At 54.1% G+C, this 23,169-nt stretch carries 20 protein-coding genes; all 20 read right to left on the bottom strand.

The annotated features are described in order from the left end of the window. Nucleotides 1–519: 519 nt before the first annotated feature. Nucleotides 520–2,550, bottom strand: a complete 2,031-nt coding sequence (gene ftsH / locus BM322_RS12980; RefSeq protein ID WP_075431147.1) for an ATP-dependent zinc metalloprotease FtsH — start codon at nucleotides 2,548–2,550, stop codon at nucleotides 520–522. 60 nt (nucleotides 2,551–2,610) lie between these two features. Beyond that, nucleotides 2,611–3,156 (bottom strand): hypoxanthine phosphoribosyltransferase, encoded by a 546-nt coding sequence (gene hpt, locus BM322_RS12975; protein ID WP_075431146.1) that lies wholly within the window; start codon nucleotides 3,154–3,156, stop codon nucleotides 2,611–2,613. Continuing rightward, nucleotides 3,143–4,546 carry a tRNA lysidine(34) synthetase TilS gene (gene tilS / locus BM322_RS12970; RefSeq protein WP_177220911.1) on the bottom strand — a complete coding sequence of 468 codons (1,404 nt, stop codon included), beginning with the start codon at nucleotides 4,544–4,546 and terminating at the stop codon, nucleotides 3,143–3,145. The genes hpt and tilS overlap by 14 nt, the downstream gene beginning before the upstream one ends. A gap of 93 nt (nucleotides 4,547–4,639) precedes the next feature. After that, a complete protein-coding gene (locus BM322_RS12965) occupies nucleotides 4,640–5,119 on the bottom strand; it encodes a S1 domain-containing RNA-binding protein (RefSeq protein ID WP_075431143.1) in 480 nt (159 codons plus the stop codon). A 79-nt stretch (nucleotides 5,120–5,198) separates the two neighbouring features. Continuing rightward, nucleotides 5,199–5,495: a septum formation initiator family protein gene (locus BM322_RS12960; protein ID WP_075431141.1), complete on the bottom strand. Its 297-nt coding sequence runs from the start codon at nucleotides 5,493–5,495 to the stop codon at nucleotides 5,199–5,201. Nucleotides 5,496–5,573: 78 nt separating this feature from the next. Continuing rightward, a complete protein-coding gene (locus tag BM322_RS12955; RefSeq protein ID WP_318254630.1) occupies nucleotides 5,574–6,050 on the bottom strand; it encodes a hypothetical protein in 477 nt (158 codons plus the stop codon). A gap of 96 nt (nucleotides 6,051–6,146) precedes the next feature. After that, the gene (locus BM322_RS12950; protein ID WP_075431140.1) at nucleotides 6,147–7,286 is read right to left on the bottom strand and encodes an MGDG synthase family glycosyltransferase; all 1,140 of its coding nucleotides are present in this window, start codon (nucleotides 7,284–7,286) and stop codon (nucleotides 6,147–6,149) included. 46 nt (nucleotides 7,287–7,332) lie between these two features. Then, entirely contained in the window at nucleotides 7,333–8,091 is a 759-nt protein-coding gene (locus BM322_RS12945) for an SDR family NAD(P)-dependent oxidoreductase (RefSeq protein WP_318254629.1), read from the bottom strand. A 74-nt stretch (nucleotides 8,092–8,165) separates the two neighbouring features. Further along, the gene (locus BM322_RS13620; RefSeq protein WP_075431134.1) at nucleotides 8,166–8,441 is read right to left on the bottom strand and encodes an HU family DNA-binding protein; all 276 of its coding nucleotides are present in this window, start codon (nucleotides 8,439–8,441) and stop codon (nucleotides 8,166–8,168) included. Nucleotides 8,442–8,606: 165 nt separating this feature from the next. Continuing rightward, nucleotides 8,607–9,284: an SAM-dependent methyltransferase gene (locus tag BM322_RS12935; protein ID WP_075431132.1), complete on the bottom strand. Its 678-nt coding sequence runs from the start codon at nucleotides 9,282–9,284 to the stop codon at nucleotides 8,607–8,609. Nucleotides 9,285–9,298: 14 nt separating this feature from the next. Further along, on the bottom strand, nucleotides 9,299–12,631 hold the full coding sequence (gene mfd, locus BM322_RS12930; RefSeq protein WP_075431149.1) for a transcription-repair coupling factor: 3,333 nt from the start codon (nucleotides 12,629–12,631) through the stop codon (nucleotides 9,299–9,301). 115 nt (nucleotides 12,632–12,746) lie between these two features. Then, complete coding sequence (locus BM322_RS12925) at nucleotides 12,747–13,376, bottom strand: hypothetical protein (RefSeq protein ID WP_075431130.1); 630 nt, start codon at nucleotides 13,374–13,376, stop codon at nucleotides 12,747–12,749. 173 nt (nucleotides 13,377–13,549) lie between these two features. Further along, the gene (locus BM322_RS12920) at nucleotides 13,550–15,163 is read right to left on the bottom strand and encodes a CTP synthase (RefSeq protein WP_075431128.1); all 1,614 of its coding nucleotides are present in this window, start codon (nucleotides 15,161–15,163) and stop codon (nucleotides 13,550–13,552) included. 83 nt (nucleotides 15,164–15,246) lie between these two features. Further along, complete coding sequence (gene rpoE, locus BM322_RS12915; protein ID WP_075431126.1) at nucleotides 15,247–15,576, bottom strand: DNA-directed RNA polymerase subunit delta; 330 nt, start codon at nucleotides 15,574–15,576, stop codon at nucleotides 15,247–15,249. Between the two features lie 41 nt (nucleotides 15,577–15,617). Continuing rightward, on the bottom strand, nucleotides 15,618–17,273 hold the full coding sequence (gene argS, locus BM322_RS12910; protein ID WP_075431124.1) for an arginine--tRNA ligase: 1,656 nt from the start codon (nucleotides 17,271–17,273) through the stop codon (nucleotides 15,618–15,620). A 1-nt stretch (nucleotide 17,274) separates the two neighbouring features. Beyond that, on the bottom strand, nucleotides 17,275–17,721 hold the full coding sequence (locus tag BM322_RS12905) for a DUF1934 domain-containing protein (RefSeq protein WP_082334495.1): 447 nt from the start codon (nucleotides 17,719–17,721) through the stop codon (nucleotides 17,275–17,277). A gap of 134 nt (nucleotides 17,722–17,855) precedes the next feature. Next, nucleotides 17,856–19,862 (bottom strand): methyl-accepting chemotaxis protein, encoded by a 2,007-nt coding sequence (locus tag BM322_RS12900; RefSeq protein ID WP_075431122.1) that lies wholly within the window; start codon nucleotides 19,860–19,862, stop codon nucleotides 17,856–17,858. Between the two features lie 126 nt (nucleotides 19,863–19,988). Next, complete coding sequence (locus BM322_RS12895) at nucleotides 19,989–21,416, bottom strand: sodium:solute symporter family protein (RefSeq protein WP_082334494.1); 1,428 nt, start codon at nucleotides 21,414–21,416, stop codon at nucleotides 19,989–19,991. A gap of 135 nt (nucleotides 21,417–21,551) precedes the next feature. Continuing rightward, nucleotides 21,552–22,016, bottom strand: a complete 465-nt coding sequence (locus BM322_RS12890; RefSeq protein ID WP_075431121.1) for a chemotaxis protein CheX — start codon at nucleotides 22,014–22,016, stop codon at nucleotides 21,552–21,554. A 4-nt stretch (nucleotides 22,017–22,020) separates the two neighbouring features. Next, the gene (locus BM322_RS12885) at nucleotides 22,021–22,884 is read right to left on the bottom strand and encodes a response regulator (protein WP_075431119.1); all 864 of its coding nucleotides are present in this window, start codon (nucleotides 22,882–22,884) and stop codon (nucleotides 22,021–22,023) included. Nucleotides 22,885–23,169: the final 285 nt, after the last annotated feature.

Genomic DNA, 23,169 nt, shown 5'->3' with positions numbered 1-23,169 from the left:
TTCCGGCGATAGGCCACGAATTACATCGATGTGCTTGTTACGGGAGAAACGATTCGTACAATCTCAGATTTCCGTCGCCAAAGGGGCGAACGGGGTAGTGATCTTTTCTGTCTGGAGCGACTGTCCTACGCACGGAACGGCCCCCACCAGCGCATCAGCAATTTGAAGAAGTTCAGAGCTATTGCCAAACGTAAAGCCGCCGGACAGGAGAGTACCATAAGCGTAACATTGATGGTTTGCGTAAAGAAAATATTTTTTGCCCTCACATTTCGTTGAAAAATTCACACCGTTCAAGCGAAGCGCGTTTGGGAACTTTTTCAATGCTTAGTTAAAGGTAAAAAATATTTTTAGCAAAGCATCTAAGTGAAGCGTTGGTTCTCCCCTGTCCGGCGGCGCGGCTTTATGCGAATAAGAAAAGGAAACTACAAACTGTAATTTCTAAAAAAGACCCGCTGACTAAAAAGCCAACGGGTCTTTATCTGTAACAGACTGTTTGCACAGCCCTTTTATTCTGACGAATCAGCGGTCGTAATGCGTAACATTGAATTTCGGCTCGGCCTTGTCTTCCTTCTCCGACTCCGTCTTTTCCTCTGTCACCGTTCCCTTTTCTTCCTCGTCTTCTTTCACGGCAGCATCTGCATCCTCCTGCTGCTCAACTTTTCCGACTGGTGCCGGATCGAAGAATGACCAATCGTCACTCTTCGTATCGATATTCAAGGAATCCTTCTTCTCCTCATCGTCGGCAAGCTTGCCAGTCGTGAGCAGCTCTTCGAGCTGTTTAGCCGTCAGCGTCTCACGCTCCATGAGGGCCTGCGCGATGAGCTCAAGCTTATCGCGGTTTTCCGTGATAAGCTCACGGCAGGCAGCATAGGCCTCTTCGAGATACTTGCGGACTTCTTTATCGATTTCGCCTGCAACCTCTTCCGAGTAGTTGCGCTCATGATTGAAGTCACGACCAAGGAATACTTGATGATTCTGGCTCTCGCCATAAGCCACTGGGCCCAGCACATCGCTCATGCCGTACTGCATGACCATACCGCGCACCATGCGCGTTGCCTGCTGGATATCCTGCGAGGCACCCGTGCTGATTTCCTTGAGCACGATTTCCTCAGCCACACGGCCACCCATGGCCACCTTGAGACGGTCAAGGAGCTCAGATTTGGTCGCATAGTTGCGGTCTTCCTTCGGTAACATCAGCGTATAGCCGCCAGCACGGCCACGCGGAATGATCGTAACCTTATGGACAGGATCTGCATGCTTGAGCAGCATGCCAACGAGGGTATGACCGCCTTCATGATATGCCGTCAAGCGTTTCTCTTCGTCATTCATGATATGCGACTTGCGCTCTGGGCCGGCCATGACGCGCTCAATGGCCTCCTCCATCTCGCCCATGAAGATCTTCGTCTTATCACGGCGGGCTGCCAGGAGGGCCGCCTCGTTGACGAGGTTGCTGAGATCAGCACCCGTAAAGCCAGGCGTACGGCGTGCGAGGATATCGAGATCCACGTCCTCAGCCAGCGGTTTGCCCTTCGTATGCACCTTGAGGATAGCCAGACGGCCGCGGACATCCGGACGATCGACGACGACCTGACGGTCGAAACGGCCCGGACGCTGCAGGGCAGGATCAAGGATATCGGGACGGTTAGTCGCTGCGATGATGATGATACCCTCATTGGCTGCAAAACCATCCATCTCGACGAGCAGCTGGTTGAGTGTCTGCTCGCGCTCGTCATGACCACCGCCGACACCAGCACCACGCTGACGGCCTACGGCATCGATCTCATCGATGAACACGATGCAGGGCGCATTCTTCTTGGCCTGATCGAACAGGTCACGGACACGCGATGCACCGACACCGACGAACATCTCGACGAAGTCCGAACCGGAAATCGAGAAGAACGGCACGCCAGCTTCACCGGCTACAGCACGGGCCAGCAAGGTCTTACCAGTTCCCGGAGGACCTGAGAGCAGTACGCCTTTCGGGATGCGGGCACCAAGATCGTTGTACTTCTTCGGATGCTTGAGGAACTCGACAACCTCCTCGAGTTCCTGCTTGGCCTCATCGGCACCAGCAACATCCTTGAAGTTGACCTTGATCTTATCCGCACCGCTCATGCGCGCCCGGCTCTTGCCAAACGACATGACACGGCCGCCGCCGCCCTGGGTCTGCTGCATGATGAAGAACCACACACCGACAAGCAGCAGGATTGGCAGAACCGAGGAGAACATCGTGGACCACCAAGGCGGCTCCGGCGGATTCTCCGCGTTGATTTCAACATTCTTGCTGCTCAATTTCTCATAGAGCTGACGGTCATTATTCGGTGCATCTGGCGTGATGGTCGTGAACTCCGATCCATCGGTCAGCTTGCCACGTATCGTATTCTGGATGATCGTGACTCTGGCAACTTCGCCTTTATCCACCTGCTGCAGGAACTGCGTATAGCCAATCTCCTGCTTTGTCGTGTTCTTTGTTGAGAAATAATCGATGATCGATATGGCGACCAGGATAATCAACAGGTAGAACCCTACATTTCGTAGAAACTTATTCAATCCATTGCCCTCCCTTTCCGGGCCCTTCAAAGGTGCCTTCGGATTTTTTTGCTAGTTAGCTCAGGCGTAAATCTCCGGTTTCAGCACACCGATATACGGCAGGTTGCGGTATACCTCGGCATAGTCCAAACCATAACCGACCAGGAACTCATCCGGTACTTCAAAGCCGCAGTAGTCGATATCGACGTCCACCGTACGGCGGGACGGCTTGGAGAGCAGCGAGCAGAGCTTGACGCTTTTCGGCTTGCGCTCACGGAAATACTTCATGAGATAATTCATGGTCGTACCCGAGTCTATTATATCTTCAATAATGATGAGGTGTTTTCCTTCAATATCGTAGTCAAGATCCTTCAAAATTTTAACCGATCCCGTCGTCGACGTGCCATTGCCATAGCTCGAAGCGATCATGAAATCGAAATGAACCGGCAGATCGATCTGGCGGACCAGATCCGTGTAGAACGTCACCGCGCCCTTGAGAATACCGACACAGTAGATTTCTTCTTTGGCATCTTTATAATCTTCCGTAATCTGACGGCCCAGCTCGGCAACCTTAGCCTGCAGCTGTTCCTCCGAATACACTACCTTCTCGATATCATCGTTCATCATGATAAATTTCCTCTCTTCTTTCCATTTTGAGATATAAAAACTTTTTCTCTATTGGTCTATCGAAAGCCACAGGGCACAGTGAACTGCGCCGATGGCCTGCAACCCATAACACCTCATGACCAGCAGCGATGATTGGCAGCTGGTCACGCTCTTGCTGCGGAATCTTGTCATCAATCAGGAGCTTCTTCAATTTCTTGCGTCCACCAGGCAGCTGCATCATATCGCCAGGTTCACGCCGGCGAATGACGATGGGCTCGGCCAGCTCATCCGGCTGCAGATAGAACTCAAACGACGATGTCGCCGCTGGCAGTTCTTCCCGCCATTCAGCCCGGCAGCAGTAGCTGCCCCAGACCGTAGCACCAGGTATCTGCAGCAAGACCGGCTCAGCAGCCTCCTCGCTGCCTGTTGGCTGGCCACAGGTCAGCCAGCCATATGCCAGGCGGGCTGCAAAGCCATGCGCAAGTTCCAGCCTGCTGCCCGTCGTTCCCGTCAGCAGCAGGCTGCGCAGCTTCTCCGCCTGCACGAAGCCTAAATCCTGCCGGCTACCAGATGCAGCCTGCCAAAAGCGGCGGATCAGGCCACGCTGCAACGCCAGTGGCAGTCGGGCAAATTCCTGCTGGCACAGGGCAGGCGTCTGCCTGCGCACAAGCTTTTCCTGCCGCCACAATTCCCCGATCTGCTGCTCGAAATAATCACTCTCGGCAGCAGATACCTCTGCCAGCTGGCACAAGGCCCGTGTCAGCTCTGGATTATAGGCCTGCTTGAGCAACGGCAGCGTCTCAAGGCGCAGCCGATTGCGCGTGCAGTCAGCCTGCGCATTGGTGCTGTCCTCGCGCGGCTGCAGTCCCTGCACCGCGCAGAACTCACGGATTGCAGCCTTCGTCACGCCTAGAAGCGGCCGGATGATATGGCCATCCCTGCCACTCCGCGGGCGCATCGCCGCGAGCCCCTGCGTTCCCGTGCCGCGCAGGATGCGCATAAGCACCGTCTCCGCCTGATCGTCGGCATGGTGCGCCACCGCAATGGCATCGCACTTTTCCTCCACCCGCACGCGCTCCAGGAACTGGTAGCGCAGTTCACGGGCCGCCGTCTCCAACGAGATCCCCCGCACTGAAGCAGACGCCGGCACATCGGCCGACGCCAGCCGCACGGGAATCTTCCGCTGCTCACAGAATTCCTGCACAAAAGCAGCATCAGCCTGCGAGTCCTCACCGCGAATACCATGCTCAAAGTGAGCCGCCAGGATATGCAGCGCATACTTATGGCGCAGCCGCCAGAGAATGACCAGCAGTGCCAGCGAATCAGGGCCACCTGAACACGCAACAACGATGCGGTCGCCACGCTTCAGCAAAGCATGATCGCGGCAAAACTGCTCGATCTGTTCCAGCACGACGGTCACCTGACTTTCCTCGGATCTGTGGTCAAACGAACAAAAGCACCCTTATGCAGAGTGCTTTGAAACTACGAATCTACGATCGTCCCATCAGTCCGAACGGCGGGAACCACGGCCTCCGCGTTTCGAATCGGTCTTGCGGCGCAAATCCGTCAGACGCTCATCACTGTCTTTGAGGAAGCGCGACAGCTTATCCTCAAAGGAAGCAGAGGTATTGTTGAAACGATTATTCGGTTTCCGGAAATCACGTGGCCCACGAGCAGGACGCGGCGTCCGGAAGGAAGAATTATTCGTGGCGGCATGCTGCTGGGTAGTGGCATGTTCCTCTGGTTTCTTCTCCTGAGTCTGCTTGATGGAAAGCCCGATCTTGCCCTTCTCATCAATCGTCAGGACCTTGACTTTTACCTTATCTTTTTCTGTGAGGAAGTCGTGGACATCCTTTACATAAACATCTGCAACTTCCGAAATGTGGACGAGACCAGTCTTGCCCTCCGGCAATTCAATGAATGCACCGAAGTTCGTGATGCCGCTTACGACACCCTCAACCACACTGCCAACTTCAATGGACAAATTAATTCTTCCCCCTTAAGTGTTAACGAATACACGCTTTATTATACCCTTGCACGCTAAATAGTGTCAAGGAACATAATCATTTGCTGCGCCCTGTCGTATAGGGCAGTTCCCCAGCTCTGGTCATCCCGAGTTCCTCCCGGGCAATCTTCTCGATATAGCCGAGTTCATTGAGTTTCTCTTTCTCCTGTCGCAGAGCCTCATTCTCCTTCTGCGCGGCAGCCAGTCTGGCCTCAGCCGCGGCCTGGTCCTGACCAACCTGGCTCAGGTAGAGCTGCTGTGAGATGATGATCGAGGAAAAATAGATTACACTGCCAACCATTATGAGAAAAAACCAGCTGAACCGGCGTCTTTTCTGTTGTCTTTGGCGCTGCATCACTATCCCCCCTTCACGAAAAACATCAATCCCCTTAATGATACCGAGATTTATGGACGGATGCAAGTAAAACTGCAATTATTTTTCCGACCACTGGAAATAGTCTGTTGAAGCAATCCGACGGAATTTCGACGAACAATGTGAACAATGGAAGTGATCTTTGACGTTTTCCATATCTGCCCGGCCATCCACGATGCGGACAGGCTGCCCCTCGACGAAATCCATCATCTCGCCGCAGCGCGGACAAACACACTGATTGTTGATATCCTTCTTCAATAGCATTGGCTCAAGGTCGCCTGTGTTGCGCACATTGACCACCTTAGTCTGCGGTGGCTTTTTCAGATCGTGCTCATCATAGAAGCCCGATCCCAGCAACTCTTGAAAATAAACGCCGCACTTATGGCATTCATATTTGGGCAGGATAGCTGACATATCAGCCTTGCCATCAACGATCTGCACAGCCGTGCCATCGACAAACTGAAGAGTGCCACGACACTTCGGACAGATATATTGCCCCTGTTCATTTTTGTCTAATTGGTACACGGCCATTTCCATCACCATATCTTTCTGCAGCCGGCATTCCGGCTGATTCAGCAGACTGCTTTTAATATATTCCCCATGCCAATGACAAAAACCTGCCTGCTCGGTGAATTATTTTTTCCCTGTCCCTACACCCCGGATAAATACTGCCACTGCCTGAGCAATCTGCGCAGCTGCCTCCGGCCGGGCACAAGCCAGTGCTCGTTCAGACATCTCCGTCAGGCAATCCTCGGCAAACAGCTCCCGCACTGCCGGAGCCAGTTTCTCACCAGGATGGAGCCAGACAGCAGCACCATGCCGCGTCGCATAGACAGCATTTTCCGTCTCCGGCCCCGGTATGGGATCATGCAACAGCATCGGCAAGCCGAGCACAAAGGCCTCACTGATGGTAAGCGCCCCCGGCTTGGTGATCAACAGGTCTGCCGCCCGCATGAGTTCGTGGGCTTTATCCGTATAGCCCCAAAGCCTTACCTGATGACGTGAAGTGCGAGCAAAGGCCCTGACTTCCGCCTGCAAGCGCTCATTCCTCCCGGCAATCACGAGCAAAGTCAGCCGCTGCGGCAGCTTTTCCAGTGCCTGCAGGGTAGAGGCGATGCCGCCTAAGCCTAAGCCGCCGCCCATCAGCAGCACAGCCGGCTGTTTGTCCGGTATATCCAGTTGCTTACGCAGGACTTCCTTCCCCGGCAGTCCACGCAGTCCACTGTCTACCGGAATCCCCGCCGCCAGCAGAGTGTCAGCAGCAAAACCACATGCGGTCATTTCAGCCTTCATCGCCTCTGTCGCCATGAAGTACTGGTCGACCTGTGGATACAGCCATATCTGATGCAGCGAATAATCCGTCATGACCACAGCCAACGGCAGGCTGCTCTTCTGACGCCGTTTCCAAAGCGATACCGCACCTTCGGGAAACGGATGGGTACATATCACAGCAGTTGGCTCATAGCGGAGAAGCAGCCGCTTCACGACAGGCTGCATGACAATGGCAAAGGCTTTCTGCACCAGTGAGCCGCTGGCCTGCCCGCCCGACACCTTATAGAACACATCGTAGAGATTGGGGACGAAAGCCAGCATGACAAGATAGGCCTTCTTCATCAGCCAGTGCAGCAGTGATGTCTCACGCGACATGAAATCGACCGTGACCAGATCAGCCTCTGGCAGCTGCCGCTGCATTTCCTTGGCCACTGCCTCAGCCGCCTTGATATGGCCTGAGCCGATTGACGCGGTCAATATGAGTATCCTGTCTGCGCGCATCCTGTCCCTCCTCTCTAAAAATCATACCCGCCTATTGTATCACATTTCAGGCAGTCAATCCACCATCCACTCCCCAAATCGCACCAGTTACAAAACCAGCAGCCGGCGATGCTAAAAAAGCGATCAACGAAGCTGCCTCCTCGGGAGTACCGATGCGTCCCAGCGGATAGACAGATTTCATTTCCTGCAGGGCCTGCTCCCGGTCCGGCATCGCCGCCAGCTGATGCTCCGTCAACGGCGTCAGGATATCCCCAGGCGCAATAGCATTGACGCGCACACCAAAACCGGCCAGTTCCAGGGCCAGCGCCCGTGTGAACATGACCACTGCGCCTTTGCTTGCACAGTATGCCGTGCAGTAGTAATTGCCATGGACACCGGCATCCGAGGCCACATTGACGATATTGCCCCGCGATCTCTTGAGCGCCGGCACCGCCATCTGGCTAAGGTAATACGTCCCCTTGACGTTGATGGCCAGCACCTCATCTAGCTGCTCCTCGGTCACGTCCTCAATGGCGCCTTCGCTGTATATGCCGGCCGAATTGACCAGCACATCAAGCTGCCCCCAGCGTTTCAGCACAGCCTCCACTGCTTGGCGGCAGTCCTCGCGCCGGCTCACATCACAGGGCTGAAAGGCCGTCCTCTCCTCGCTGCCCAGCTCGCTTTGCGCCTCCTGCCCACGCTTTGCCGAACGCCCCAGCAGCATGACCTTTGCCCCAGCCTGCAGGAAATCACGGGCAGCTGCCAGCCCGATACCGGACGTCCCGCCTGATATCATGACAACCTTATCCTTCATCCTCATATCCATTTCCATCCATCTCCCTTTTGAAAAAAGGCCGGGTTCCCAACGGAACCCGGCCTAACTCTATGCATTTGCCATCCTCAGCCGTTTACTGCATCTTTGAGTGCCTTGCCAGCCTTGAATACCGGATTCTTCGATGCCGGAATCTCGATATCCTGGCCCGTACGCGGATTGCGGCCCTTGCGGGCAGCGCGCTCCTTTACCTCAAACGTGCCGAAGCCAATCATCTGGACTTTGTCCCCAGACGTCAAAGCTGCCTGCACGCTATCAAACAGAGCGTTTACAGCCTTTTCTGCATCTTTTTTCGTCAGGCCAGTCTTCTCAGCAACACTAGCTACCAATTCAGTTTTATTCACAACCGTAGCCTCCTTAAAGATAAATAATGGTTTACGACAGTATAATTCGCTCTCCTCTGCGTATTTCCTGCCACTATAAGAGAATGTAACAAAAATATTTGGAAAAAGCAAGAGCCTTCGCGAAAAAACACGAAAAATCAAATCACGCAAACCAATCATTGTATCTTATTCGCTTTTTGCGCGAATAAAAAGGCTTGTGAGGTGGTCGACATCCTTCTGCCGGTCAAGCTCATAAAGCGGGATCTGGCGAATGGATTCGTCGGGCAAGGCCAGATTATGGATATAAGTCACCTCGTATTCATCGGGATAGAGATCCATCAGCATGAGCTTGGTATCGGAAGCAATCGGCTGACTGTAGACCTGCGTGATGACCAGGGACTGCGCCGGACGCTCCTTGAGCGTCGCGACGTCCTCGGCATCGATGATGGTCAGTCCATCAATCGGATCGATGCCAAGACGCGTATACATGACCTCGACAAAGCTCATGCCCGGCAGGATGTCGACTTTCACATCACTTTCCTTTGCCAGGTCGCGCAGCAGTACCACGGTGCGCTCTGCGACGAGCGGACTGCCCGGTACCGCATAGACGAGGTCACCCTCAGTCTCTGCCCGCCGCAAGAGGTCACGGGCAATTGCCGCGTAGAGCGACTCGAAGTCAGCTGCCTCCTCATAAAAACCATCATATGTCGTAAACTCCATGCCGGCCGCTGTGATGGCCTCCACGGTCGGATGGATGCGCGTGCGCAGCACCAGCCGCTGAGCGCTAGCCATGATATCCCAGCTCTCTCTCGTGATGAGTCCTGCACGTCCAGGGCCCAGCCCCGTTACTGTAATGGTTGCCATTTCATTCTCTCCTGTTATCCTTTCGCTTCCCCTGCCGGATGCTTAGCCACCAAGGCCGTCTCATCCCCCGCAGCCGCCAGCAGCAGCCGCGTGGCAAAGTTGGCGATATTCTTCTTGTATTTATCATTTATGGCAAAGCGATAGCCATTCTTGCCTGGCAGTGGCTTCATCATCCGGCCAAACATCTTGTCAAGGGTCAGCAGCCCCTTGACTGGCAGCTTATGCTCAGGCAGCAGATAGATATCCAAGGCCTGCGGCAGCTCTGCCAGCGAACGGATGCCAAGCTCCCGCGCATAATTCTTGATGCGGGCCACCGCCAGCAGGTTCATGACCGGCTTTGTCGGCTCACCGAAACGGTCGATGAGCTCGTCGAGCAGATTGTGCAGCTCCTCATTGGTGCGGATGGCTGCGATGCGCTGATAGAGCTCGATCTTATGCATCGCATCATCGATATAGCCACCATCGATATACGCCTCGACCTGCAGGTCGATGGTCGGATCAGGCTTGGGCGCCTCGATTTCCTTCTTGCCCTGCCGCAGCTTGTCTACCGCCTCTTCGAGCAGCTTGCAGTACATCTCAAAGCCGACGCTGGCAATATGTCCATGTTGCTGAGAGCCGAGCAGATTGCCAGCACCGCGAATCTCGAGATCGCGCATGGCGATCTTGAACCCAGCGCCGAGCTCAGCAAATTCCTTCATGGCCTGCAGACGTTTTTCCGCCGTCTCCGTCAGGATCTTATCAGCCTGATAGACGAAATAGGCAAAGGCCATATGGTGCGAGCGGCCCACACGTCCCCGCATCTGATAGAGCTGGGACAGTCCGAAATGATCGGCATTGTAGACGATAATCGTATTAGCATTGGCCACATCAAGACCGTTCTCTACGATGCTAGTCGCCAACAAGATATCGTATTCGCCCTCATAGAAGTCCATCATGACACGCTCAAGCATTTCCTCAGGCATCTGGCCATGCGCCGTCTGGATGCGGGCATCAGGCACGAGTTGCTGGATATGGTCGCGCATGCGGTCAATCGTATCGACGCGATTATAGACGAAATAGACCTGCCCACCGCGCTTGAGCTCGCGCTTGATGGCATTGGCAAGTATCGTGTCGTTATTCTCGACAACGTATGTCTGCACGGGGAAACGCTCAGCTGGCGGCGTCTCGATGATGCTCATGTCCCGGGCTCCCACCAGCGACATATGCAGGGTACGCGGAATCGGCGTCGCCGAAAGGGTAAGCACATCGATGCCTGCCGACAGGCTCCGGATCTTATCCTTCTGCTTGACGCCAAACCGCTGCTCCTCATCGACAATCAAAAGCCCCAGATCCTTGAACTGTACCTTCTTCTGATTGAGGATTGCATGGGTACCGATGAGGATGTCGACCTGTCCCGCCTTGACCCGTTCCAGTGTTGCTTTCTGCTCTTTCGCCGTACGGAAACGGCAGATGACATCGACATTAGGGGCAAAATCCATGAACCGCGAACTGAAGGTCTGGAAATGCTGCTGGGCCAGCACGGTAGTCGGCACCAGCACCGCCACCTGCTTGCCATCCATGACTGCCTTGTAGGCGGCACGGATGGCAACCTCGGTCTTGCCAAAGCCGACATCGCCACAGAGCAGCCGCTCCATGGGCTTTTCTTTCTCCATATCAGCCTTGATTTCAGCAATGGCCTTGAGCTGATCGTCAGTCTCCTGATACGGGAACGCATCCTCGAAATCCTGCTGGGTGGCATCATCCGGCGAGAAAGCAAAGCCTGTAGCCTGACGCCTTTTGGCATAGATCTCGATGAGTTTCTTGGCGATGTCTTCCACAGACTTCTTGGCCCGTGCCTTGGCCTTTACCCACTCGGTCCCCCCCATGCGATGCAGCCGCGGTACATCTCCCTCTGAGCCAATGTATTTCTGCAGCAGCCCGACCTGGTCGGTGGGCACGAACAGCTTATCATCGCCGCCGTATTTGATGTGCAGGTAATCCTTGTGGATGCCGCCGACCTCCAGCGTCTCAACTCCAAGGTATTTACCGATACCATGATTCACATGGACGACATAGTCTCCCGGCCGGATTTCCCGGAAATGGGAAATCTTCTCGCCCTGCTTGCTGCTGCGCGTGATGCGGCGTTTCTGCCGGCCAAAGATATCCTTTTCAGTCACCACGACCAGGCGGGCTGATGCCATCTCAAAACCAGCCAGCAAGGTTCCCTGCTGGATATTCACAAAGTCTGTATGCAGCTCATCCCCCTTGGGCACGACAGCCGAGGGCACGCGATGACGCGCCAAAAGCTCGCGCATCGAATCTGCTTTCGTGCGGTCCCCCAAGAGAATCAGCACACGCAGCTTTTGCCCAAGCCAGCGGTTGGCCTCATTTTCCAGCAAGTCCATCTGCCGCTGGAACGGCGTCATATTCGTTGCGGTGAAGCTGATGGTCATGTCGGGCTCAGCCCCATGTACCTGCTGCAGCATCAGCACCGCATAGAAGACATGATTGCCCTGGGCTGCCGCTAGCATGTCCTCCCAGCTGAACACCTTCTTCTTGATGTCCGGGTTCTCCTTGACCATCGTCTTGATCTGCTCACGGATGCGGATCGGCTCGTCAAACAACACAGCGCCCTTCTTCTCAAGGTAAGTCAGGAACAGCTCCGGGCGGCCATCCTCATCGGTCTGCGCCAGCGGCAGGATGGCCGTGCTGCTGATATTGCGGATCGAGCGCTTGGTCGTAAGGTCAAACTCCCGCAGGGAATCGACTTCATCATCAAAGAATTCGATGCGGATAGGCATCGGACTGTTTATCGCATAGATGTCCACAATGCCGCCGCGCGAGCTGAACTGGCCGACACACTCGACCTCCTCAGCATGCTCATAGCCTAGCTGCACCAGATGTGCCAGCAGCTCTTCCCTTGGCAGCTGCTGACCGATCCGGACGTTCAAACTCAGCCGCTCAAACTCATTGCGGCTCATGCCCTTCTGCACGGCCGCCGCCGAAGTGGCGAGCACGATGACCGGCTCATGGCGCATCAAGCGGCCCAACACATCCATGCGGCGAGCCGAACGTTCCAGACTCTTAGCCGCTGCCTGCACATTGGCGATATCCAGCTCAGGCAGCAGCACGATTGTCGCCTCCGGCAGCAGCGCCGACAGGTCCTCCCGCCATGCACTGACCATCTCACTGCTATGCACCAGCACGACCCACGGCTGCGGCTTAGCCCGATAGCAGGCAGCAAACGCCACGTGTTTCTGCGTACCGCTGAGTCCATAGGCTAAGGTCTCGCCAGGCTTGCCGGCAAAGCGCTCCTGCAGTTTCTGTACGGCGGTATCCTGTCCCATGACCGCCAATAATGAATCCATCCTCGCACCTCTGTCAATCTTATCAATTACGCCAAAATGGGACTGCCGGCTGCGCTGGCAGCCGATAGTCCCTTGCAAATCTTTCATTTCAATGTCTTTTATGATAATCCTATTTTCAGCGGACGTCAAGGAACGAACGCTGTTTCCAGATAAAATCCACAGCCAGTCCCGGGCGCAAGCTCTGCAAATCCTCAGCCGTGCGCGCTGGCAAGATGCAATAGCTGCCGCATGACTGACAGCCCAGCACGATTTCCTCGCCACGGACCTCCGCCGCTATATCCTTGCTGCCGCAGGGGCAGCTGAGCTCCCCACTGTCGGCCAGCTCGTGGACACGGTTCAAGGCCTCGAGCAGTGCCTGCTGGCACTCCAGGTATTCATCGCCATCGTTTGGATGCAGCGCGTCGTATTCCGCCGCGTTGAAGTCCAGGAACTCAGCAATGTCCTGCCACTGACCGATATATCCCAACTCAAAATGATCATGTTCACAGTATAGCTTCTCAAAACGCAGATGGCGCAGCTGACGCCAGGTGAACTGTTGATGATTTTTACCACCGCATACACTGCAGGTAGTCGTGAGTATCAGTCCCTGACGCGATGTCAATGAGATCTCTCCCATTGTGTGCCCACAGCTGCCGCATTCCAGCGTGAAACACTTCTGCCCACTGAAAAGCGGCACATCCTGGAGCTCAATCCGGCCACAGCGCTGGCAGTAGAACGCCAATGAACAGGCCGTATCGATAAGCATCCGTTTTCCTCCTCTCCTTACACTCTGTTTCCATTTCCCATTTCGCCAACCTTTGTTTTCTAAGTCAATATTTCGCCAGTTGTCAAGTAAAATCCTTCCAAATCCCAAAAGTTTTTGCATAATAAAAGAACCTGCTGCCCCAGATGGGATGACAGGTTCCTATCTTCTATGATTTACTTGACCTGGCTGTTAGCAAGTGCGGCCCTGACAAAGTCGCGGAACAGCGGATGCGGATTGTTTGGGCGGGACTTGAGTTCCGGATGAGCCTGCGTAGCCACGAACCACGGATGATCCTTGACCTCGACCATCTCGACCAGGCTATCATCCGGCAGCGTGCCGGCGATGACGAGCCCCTTCTCCGTGAGTGCCTGACGATACTCGTTGTTGAACTCATAACGATGGCGATGACGCTCCTCAACCTCAGACTTGCCATAGGCAGCCAGCGAGTGCGTACCCTCACGCAATTTGCACGGATAAGAGCCCAGACGCATCGTGCCGCCCTTGTTCTCGATTCCCTGCTGCGACTCCATGAGATCGATGACCGGATGCTTTGTCTCCTCGTCAAACTCGGAGCTGTGTGCATCAGTCATGCCGCAGACGTGACGGGCAAACTCGATGACTGCGCACTGCATGCCAAGGCAAAGGCCCAGGAATGGCAGCTTGTGCTCACGGGCATACTGGATAGCCTTGATCTTACCCTCAACACCGCGATCACCAAAGCCGCCCGGCACGAGAATGCCCTTGCAGCCAACAAATACTTCGTCAAGATCCGTATCCGGATCCTCGATGGCCTCGGCATTGACCCAGTGGATCTTGACCGCTGCATCATTGTCGATACCGCCATGATGCAGCGCCTCCGTAACAGAGATATAGGCATCCGGCAGCTCGACATACTTGCCGACAACAGCAACCTTGACCTTCTTGGATGGATGATTGATCTTGTAGACCATCTTCTCCCAATCAGACATATCCGCCGGACCAAAGTCCATGTTGAGCTTCTGCAGGGCAATCTTATCAAGGCCCTCACGCTGCATCATCAGCGGAACTTCATAGATTGTCGAAGCCGTGCGGTTCTCGATGACGGCCTCTGGCTGAACATCGCAGAACATGGCAATCTTCTCTTTCATCTCTTTCGAGATGGTCTTTTCCGTACGGCAAACGAGGATATCCGGCTGGATGCCGATAGCGCGCAGTTCCTTTACGCTATGCTGCGTCGGTTTCGTCTTGAGCTCACCAGCTGCCGAGATATACGGCAGCAGCGTGACATGGATATAGAGCGTATCGTTTTTGCCGACTTCTTTCTTGACCTGACGGATGGCCTCCAGGAACGGTTGGCTCTCGATATCACCTACCGTACCGCCGATTTCCGTGATGACGACATCAGCGCCATCGGCCTTGGCCACATCATAGACCTTCTGCTTGATCTCATTCGTGATGTGCGGGATGACCTGAACGGTCGAGCCCAGATACTCACCACGGCGCTCCTTGTTCAGGACAGACCAGTATACCTTACCCGTCGTGATGTTCGAGTTCTTCGACAGGTTGATGTCGATGAAACGTTCATAGTGACCGAGGTCAAGGTCCGTCTCAGCACCATCATCCGTGACGAAAACTTCGCCGTGCTGATACGGGCTCATCGTACCCGGATCGATGTTGATATACGGGTCAAACTTCTGGATCGTGACCTTGAGGCCCCGGCTCTTGAGCAGACGGCCGAGCGATGCAGCCGTGATGCCTTTGCCCAGGGAAGATACAACACCACCGGTAACGAAAATATACTTTGCCATGGAACTGCCTCCTGTTGCTTTCAAAAATTACATGTTGACTATTCTAGCCTTTTTGTCAAAGACTGTCAATACGTGCCAGAAAATTATTCCTGGATGCTTTCCAGCTTTTTCTGGCGATTGTTGATAGCCTTGTTAGCAGCCTTGGATTTGCCAGCGCCGGTACGGCTGTTATGGCGTTTCACCTCGGGCGGGTTCCACTCCGTAAGGCCCCACTGTCCATCGCCCTCATAGTGGAAACGGCTGTCCATGTTGATGAGCGTATAGACTTCCGAGATAGCCGCCGACAGGGACTGAACCGGCTTGTGTTTCTTCTCGATGACTTCGAGGACCAGATCTTTGTAATAGATGGTCTGGCCTTTCTGGGTCAGGATATGATAAGCGATGTCTACTTCCGAGCTGTTGACGAAATCCATAGATAATGGTCTCCTTCCAAATCTTTTCTTGCAGATATTTCTTACATATGGTCCGGGGCAGAAACGCCGAGGATGCCAAGGGAGTGACGGATGACATGTGCCGTTACCGTCACGAGTGCCAGACGGGCCTCCGCCAGCTGCGGCTCTACGCCCATGATACGGCACTTATTGTAGAAGCTGTGGAACAGTGCCGCCAGATCATAGCTGTAGCGGGCAATGCGCTGCGGCGCGTAATCAGCCGCAGCCTTCTCCACCTCTTCGGGATACTCTTCGATTTTCTTGATGAGGTCAATCTCTGACGGATCGGTCAGCAGATCAAGCTGCGGTCTATCCGAAAGCACCAGCTTCGTCTCCTCCGCCTGACGGAAGATGCTGCAGATGCGCGCATGCGCATACTGGATGTAGTAAACCGGATTGTCGTTGGACTTTTTCTTGGCCAGGTCGAGATCGAAGTCAAGCTGGCTGTCCAGCGAACGCATCAGGAAGAAGTAACGGGCAGCATCGGTGCCGACTTCCTCCATGAGCTCGTTCAAAGTAACGCTCTGGCCCGTGCGCTTGCTCATCTTGACGAGCTCGCCGCCACGGAACAGCGCGACCATCTGCAGCAGCAGTACCGTGAGTTTCTCCGGATCGTGTCCCAGGGCCTCCATCGCTGCCTTGACACGGCAGACATAGCCGTGATGGTCAGCGCCCCAGATATTGATCAGGCGGTCAAAACCGCGCTCGTATTTATCATGATGATAAGCGATGTCGGCAGCCAGATAAGTCGGCACGCCGTTGTCGCGGATGACGACACGATCTTTGTCATCGCCATAAGCCGTAGACTTGAGCCACAGCGCGCCATCCTTCTCATAGATGTTGCCATTGTCCTGCAGGATCTTGACCGCAGCCTTTACAGCCTCCGGATGCAGCGTACGCTCGCTGAACCACTTGTCAAAGGTTACCTGGAAAGCCTCGAGGTCTTCCTTGAGGGCCGCCAGTTTCTCGACATAGGCAAGATCCTTGAAGATGGTCAGGCGCTCTTCCTCATCCATGTTGAGGTACTTGTCGCCTTCCTTCTTGATGATGCGCTGTGCTGTATCGATGATGTCCTGGCCATGGTAGCCATCCTCCGGGAACTCGACCTGCTGGCCGAGCAGCTCCAGATAACGGGCATTGACCGAACGAGCCAGGTTGTTCATCTGGTTGCCGGCATCATTGATATAGTACTCGCTCTCCACCGGATAGCCAGCTGCCCGGAGCAGGTTGACCAGTGCCGATCCAGCTGCCGCACCGCGGCCATGACCGACATGGAGCGGGCCCGTCGGGTTGGCGCTGACATACTCGACCTGGATCTTCGGCGCATCCTTTGCCGGCAGCTGGCCGAAGGCCTCACCTGCCGCAAAGATCTTCTGGAACGAATCGTAAAGCACATTGCCCTTGAGATAGAAGTTCAGGAATCCCGGACCAGCGATCTGCGTGTGATCAAGCCAGTCCCCCTCGATGCGCTTAGCCAGCTCTTCGGCAATCTGGCGCGGATTCTTGTGGAACACGCGGGCCGACTGCATGGCAAAATTCGTAGCGAAATCACCGAACTCCTTCTGTGGCGGCACCTCCAGAACGATTTTCGGCAGTTCCCCATCGGGGAACACACCCGCTGCAATAGCGTCCTTTGCGGCCTGCTCAATCGCAGCCGAAAGCGTATCTTTGATATCCATGTTATCCCTCTTTTTTCTTCTTATCGTTGGCAATCTCAATCCGCAGCGTATTCGTGCTCTGATGCTGGTCATTGATGGCGATATCGTATTCCGCCTCAATGAATCCCTCCATCAGTCCATAGCTGACATCCAAACGGTGCGTGCGTATCGTCATCGCCAGGTCACCATACGGCGTCCGGTAACGATTGACCGTTTCAGCACCAGGGCGGAAACGCATCTCCTGATTCAGCGCGCCTTTCCGCAACAAGGTCATTTCCTCATCATTGAACTTCAGCACCGTGGAAAGGCTCTGCTGCTCATGCAGCATGGCATCCTCATAGAGCACGTAATGCTTGCCGTTTTTCACCGAGTGACGGCCCAGAGCCATGGACTCGATGGTATTCGTTTCCCCCGCCTCATCCCGCTGGGTTCCGCGGATCCGGACAACTACCGGATTCATTCCGCTCATGACGTCACCTCTTCAAAAAACATACTGTACACTATTATAAACCAATGCATAGACCTTGCCAACTCCCTTTTATAAAAAAAAGCAGGCAGCACATCGATGATGTACTGCCTGCTGTCAGTCTATATTCACATTCATCAGATACGGAACTTCGCTACCTCACCGGCCAGCTTCTCGGCCTGCTCGGCCAGGCTGCGGGTTGCTGCTGCAATCTCCTGAGCCGAAGCCGACTGCTCCTCCGTCGTCGCCGATACGGACTGTGCCCGGGAAGCATTCTGCGTGCTGATATCAGCAATAGACTTCACCGATTCCTGCATCGAAGTCGTGCCCTCAGCGATGCTGCGGAAATTCGTCGACACCTCAGCGATACCCATCGACAGCGAATCAATGGAGATCTTGATCGACTCGAATACCTCATCCGCACTCTTGACGGAATCCATGCTGCTCATGACACTCTCCGAGCTGAGCTCACTAGCGGCCACTGCCTCCTTCATATCGCTCTGGATCTTCATCACGAGATTAGCGATCTGCTGCGTCGAGGAAGCCGACTCCTCAGCCAGCTTGCGTACCTCGTCAGCAACCACAGCGAAGCCGCGGCCAGCCTCACCGGCACGGGCTGCCTCAATGGCCGCATTGAGTGCCAGCAGGTTCGTCTGCTCGGCAATGCCCGAAATCATCTCGACAATCTTGCTGATCTCATCGGAGCTCTTCGAAAGCGCCTGGATCGACGTCTTGACTGTCGTCGTGCTGCTATTGATATGTTCCATCGCCCCGACAACCGAATTGATGGCATCACGGCCAGAATCGACGCTCTCGACCGTCATATTCGTGACAGCCGCCAATGCATCGGTATTCATCACAATGTTGTCCGTGCGCTCAGAAATATCACGTGCCACATCGTCTGCCGACTGAGCCGACTCCGACTGGGTCGAGATGCCACCAGCGATATCCGTGATCTGCGTGGCAATCTGATTCGATGCCTCCGCCGACTGATGGGAAGCTGCCGTGAGCTCCTCTGCCGACGCCGATACCTTCTCAGCGTTTGCCTGGATGTGGCTGATGAGATTCCGCAAGGTCTGACGCATGGTCTGGAAGCCACGTGCCAGATCACCGAGCTCATCGTTGCCATCATTTGCCAATGGGCGGTCACGCAGGTCGCCACCATTCAATATCTCACACTCAGAACGCAGGGCGATGACCGGGGCCACCATCCTGCCCGATACCCACCAGATCAACAATGCAATGATTACGATCATCGCGAAACCCACAATGCCCATGACCGTGACCAGGCGATTCGCATCCGCGCGAATCTCCGATACTGGAGCGACAGATACAGCCACCCAGTTGCGGTTGCCAAGATGGATTGGTGTCATGACTGCCTCTGAGTCTACGCCACCGGAAGTCTTGTATTCAACCGGCATCTGCTTGTCCTGGCTCACAGCATTGGTAAAGCCGTCCACCAGCGCCTTATCGATTGTCTTGTTGGACGTTTCCTTAGTCAGGTCAAGCTTGCCGACATCGTCAGGCTGCTGTGCATAAGCAATGACCAGACCATCCTGATCGGCAATGTATACTCTGCCCGTTTCCATATATTTGATACGGCCAGCAATCTCTGAAATCTCATCGAGCTCAATCGTGCCGTAAACGATACCAGTCAGCTCGTTGCCATCAAGTACCGGATAGGCGATGATCGTAATCAGTTTGCCGCTCGTACCCGAAACGGATGGCCCTGTCATGACCGGCTTTTTCGTCTCGCGAACCTGCTTGATATAGTCGCGCGACGAGCGGTCCATATCCTTGCCCTTCTCGCTATAGGCCTTGCCATTCACATCAGAATAAGCCAGCATGGCAAAGCCCTCGCTTCTGGCTTTGCTTTCAGCCAAAAGCTTCGTGCGCAGCTCCCGGTCACCATTGATGATGCCATGATTATGCGCCAGCGCGCTGACCACCAACTCTTTCTGCTGGAACATCTTCTCGATTTCCAAAGCCGTGCTTCTGCCGACTTCCTGTGAAATCGTATCGGCATTGCGGAACAATGCCTGACTCGACATGTAGTAGCTAATCGCAAAGAACACGATAAAGCTGCCTAGGAAGAGCGGCAAAAAGACTGCCAAGATCTTTGTTCTCAGACTGTTAAGCTTCATACTCAACCTCCCAAATTCCCCTGCCGGACATCCCTGTCCGAATCAACACAACACACCTTCAGATGTTAGAAAAGCATTGCACAGTCTATTCTATGCAATGCTCTATCATCTAATACACGTTTAATATTACTGCTGCTTACCAACAATGTCAAGTACATCTGTCCTTCTAACCTCTGGATTCCTGGGGTGCAAGCGCTTACGGATCAGCCCCAGCAGTACGACCACCATGCTTACTCCCAAACCTATGAATATAGGCGATGAATCTATATAACAAAGACCTGCGGCTATGGCCGCGCCTAACGATAAGACCATCGAGGCCAGTGCCCACGCAGGCGAAAGGGCCCGTGGCTTGAATATGGCAAGCGTCAGCGGCATAAAGACACCACAGCCCCGCAATGCCATCGAGAGATAATTCCAGAACAGGATCTGCGAATCCTTATAGGCTATCGCTATATACATGGCGACAAGGACAGCCCCCACTACCGACAGACGCATCAGCATGAGCTTTCCCTGCTCTGACCGTATTGGCAGCAGCGGCTCCAGCATATCTCTTGCCACCATCGTACCAACGCCCAGGGACAAGCCTGCAATAGAGCCAATGATGCCAAGCACTATCCCGCCAAGAGCTGCGCCGCCCATCAACGGCGATGCATAATGGAGCAGATACGCAGGCAAGGCCATCATAGCAGGCAGCTCCGGATGAACCGCCTGCATATAGATTCCCATCAGGGCGCACGGCACACCGATGGGGATGGCTACTAGCGACGCAATCATCAAGCCTGCTGCTGCCGTCTTCGGCGTGGCCGCCGAAAAGATAGCCTGTATATAGGTCTGTGTGCAGATGATCCCCACCAGGACCGAAACCACATTATTCAGGATAGAGCCTGTACCGATTCGCCAAATGCTCAAGAAATCCACTGGTTTATCTGCCAGCAGCATCGGCTCAGCCAGCAAGCCATGCCAAGCTGTGATTCCCAAAGCAAACAGCGTGACAAAGAGGATGATCATCTTCAGCAGGCCGCCCACCGAAGCTGTTTTCATGCCGCCAAAGAAGGCATAGAGGATTACAAGCACGAGCAGCAAACCTGCCGACGTCAGATAGGAATACCCAGTCAAAGCCGTAAGCAGGCCAATCCCTGGCAAAGTACTGGCCACTGCACTGAACAATATGCCCAGTGAAGTAACAAAGCTGGTAAATCGCCCAGCGCCCTTGCCATAATTTACCACCAGATACTGCGAGATAGTTTCCAGCCCCGTATACCGCAGCGGGCGGGCGTAGATGATTCCCATGACCAGCAGCGAAAAGCCGATTCCTATGGTAAACCACACTGCTGACAAGCCCACCGAACCAGCCAGCTGGGCTGTACCTACCGTTGCACCACCACCGACACAAGTACCGGCAATGCTGCCTAGGATCATCGGAATGCCTGCCGACCGGCCACCGAGGCTAAAGCCCTCTGCCGAATGAACAGATTTAGCGGCATACAAACCACCTGCCAGCACCACACATATCGTCACAGCCATAACTGCCAAATGGGCCCATGAATAATCCAAACCAAAACACCTTCCACACCTAAGCTCAACCATCTTCATACACGCGATAAAAAACGCCTGACAGCAGAGGTATCCCCCTGCCATCAAGCGTCATTGCCTATTGTAGATTATATGCTATGAATCTTGACCTTGATATCATTGTTGATCGACAGCAATATCAAGTTCCACCGTGTGACCGGCCAAATCCATCTCTACAACCAGATACTGCCCATCACTGATCTTGACCTGGAAATCCTTGCCAATCGACAGCGACGGCGTAGAAATATCCACTTCAAAGCCTAAACCTGTCAGATTCGTAGCGGCATTGGCCGTGAGCATATTGCTCATCTCCGAGATAGCACTCTGCGCCATCGCATCGAACTCAGCGACTGGCATGCCCATCATCATCGTCGAGGCGATGAATTTTGCCGTATCCTCCGACATATTATAAACGACATTGCCGCGAATCTGTTTCGTAAAACCAACGATAACCGATACGCCTAAGCCCACTGCATTCGTATTCTGAACGCCCATCTTGAGACGTTTAGGCTCTGGAAACCCCATTTGCGGCATGACTGTCGTGAATGCATCTACAAACGGATTAACTAATTTTGCATCCATCTCATCAATCTCCTTCCGCAAATCCCACATTCATACTGATATCACCAATCCTCGTCTTAGCCACGATGCAGAACGTCGTCAGTTTCGGGCTGGCAATGCGGATATTGCTGCCGCAGATCGTTCCCGGCGGAGTAATGCGCATCTCCTTGTCCTTGAATACATCGTTGATATTCGAAACACCACGGCCCACGATGATATTGGCAGACTCCTCCACCGACTCGCTGGCCTCTTCTTCCGTTACGTCCTCAATACTCTCCTTGTCCATCATGATCATGGAGAATTTCCGCATCGTATCGGCCTCCATAGACACAATGGCCCGGCCCACAGGATAGCCAGTCAACCCAATGATGACGGCAATGCCGCTGACATCAAGGAAGTGACGCTCATCGAGCTCCACCTCCACCTCACTGTGCACACCAATCAAGCTGAATAAGCCCTGCTGCAAAGCCCGGGCAAATGGCTTGGCATACGACTCGCGCAGCACAGCCACCTTGCCGACCCTGTTCTGGCAGAGTATCATCAGCGTATCGATGAGGTCATTGGTATTGATGGGTTTCTGCAGGAAGGCACTGATACCAGCCTCACGTCCCTTAGCTACCAGGCTGGCGTCCTTCATGGCACTGATCATGACAATCTTGGCATCTGGATCGATGGCCCGGATACGACGGCTGCACTCGATGCCATCTGCATCCGGAAGGTTCATATCCATGGTCACTACAGCCGGCTTGCGCTCGGCATAGAGCTGAACTGCCTCGGCAGCGTTCTTGGCCGTCGCACATACCTCAAAGTTCGTCTTTTTGAGGCTTCCTTCCAGCATTGCGCAGCTGATCTTGGAATCATCGACGATCATTACTCTGACTTTCTCCACAAATGCTCACCTGCTTCTCTTTATTCTCACTAGTTCCCTTTTCCTACTTCATGGTATAGCTCTCAATACTTAAATTTTCGCTATGCAGTATAAAAATCCCTGCTATCCCTCAGAAAAATAATAAAAAAAAAGGGACAGCCGTCAAACGTAAAGTTTTTTCATAAAAAAATCAAGCAAATTGCAGTCTGTCTGTTAGTGCGAGATTACAATAAGCGTGATACAGCTCAGCTTGGGTGAGGGTGGGTGCACTTTTTCTCCGCTTCGCTAAATGACCCGCGCTGGTGT

The organism is Selenomonas sp. GACV-9 (genome assembly GCA_900116485.1).
Taxonomy (GTDB): Bacteria; Bacillota; Negativicutes; order Selenomonadales; family Selenomonadaceae; genus Selenomonas_A; species Selenomonas_A ruminantium_G.
The sequence above is the reverse complement of the archived record's forward strand: the minus strand, read 5'-3'. Positions and strand labels throughout refer to the sequence as shown.

Excerpts from the sequence above, each read along its gene's own strand:
- BM322_RS12945 (WP_318254629.1), bottom strand. The coding sequence starts at position 8,091 with ATGGATATGAGGATGAAGGATAAGGTTGTCATGATATCAGGCGGGACG.
- mfd (WP_075431149.1), bottom strand. The coding sequence starts at position 12,631 with ATGGATTCATTATTGGCGGTCATGGGACAGGATACCGCCGTACAGAAA.
- BM322_RS12890 (WP_075431121.1), bottom strand. The coding sequence starts at position 22,016 with ATGGATGCAAAATTAGTTAATCCGTTTGTAGATGCATTCACGACAGTC.
- BM322_RS12925 (WP_075431130.1), bottom strand. The coding sequence starts at position 13,376 with ATGCTTATCGATACGGCCTGTTCATTGGCGTTCTACTGCCAGCGCTGT.
- rpoE (WP_075431126.1), bottom strand. The coding sequence starts at position 15,576 with ATGGATTTCGTCAACAGCTCGGAAGTAGACATCGCTTATCATATCCTG.
- BM322_RS12935 (WP_075431132.1), bottom strand. The coding sequence starts at position 9,284 with ATGGCAACCATTACAGTAACGGGGCTGGGCCCTGGACGTGCAGGACTC.
- argS (WP_075431124.1), bottom strand. The coding sequence starts at position 17,273 with ATGGATATCAAAGATACGCTTTCGGCTGCGATTGAGCAGGCCGCAAAG.
- BM322_RS12920 (WP_075431128.1), bottom strand. The coding sequence starts at position 15,163 with ATGGCAAAGTATATTTTCGTTACCGGTGGTGTTGTATCTTCCCTGGGC.
- BM322_RS12955 (WP_318254630.1), bottom strand. The coding sequence starts at position 6,050 with ATGGAAATGGCCGTGTACCAATTAGACAAAAATGAACAGGGGCAATAT.
- hpt (WP_075431146.1), bottom strand. The coding sequence starts at position 3,156 with ATGATGAACGATGATATCGAGAAGGTAGTGTATTCGGAGGAACAGCTG.
- BM322_RS12900 (WP_075431122.1), bottom strand. The coding sequence starts at position 19,862 with ATGAAGCTTAACAGTCTGAGAACAAAGATCTTGGCAGTCTTTTTGCCG.
- BM322_RS12950 (WP_075431140.1), bottom strand. The coding sequence starts at position 7,286 with ATGCGCGCAGACAGGATACTCATATTGACCGCGTCAATCGGCTCAGGC.
- BM322_RS12960 (WP_075431141.1), bottom strand. The coding sequence starts at position 5,495 with ATGCAGCGCCAAAGACAACAGAAAAGACGCCGGTTCAGCTGGTTTTTT.
- BM322_RS12905 (WP_082334495.1), bottom strand. The coding sequence starts at position 17,721 with ATGAGCGGAATGAATCCGGTAGTTGTCCGGATCCGCGGAACCCAGCGG.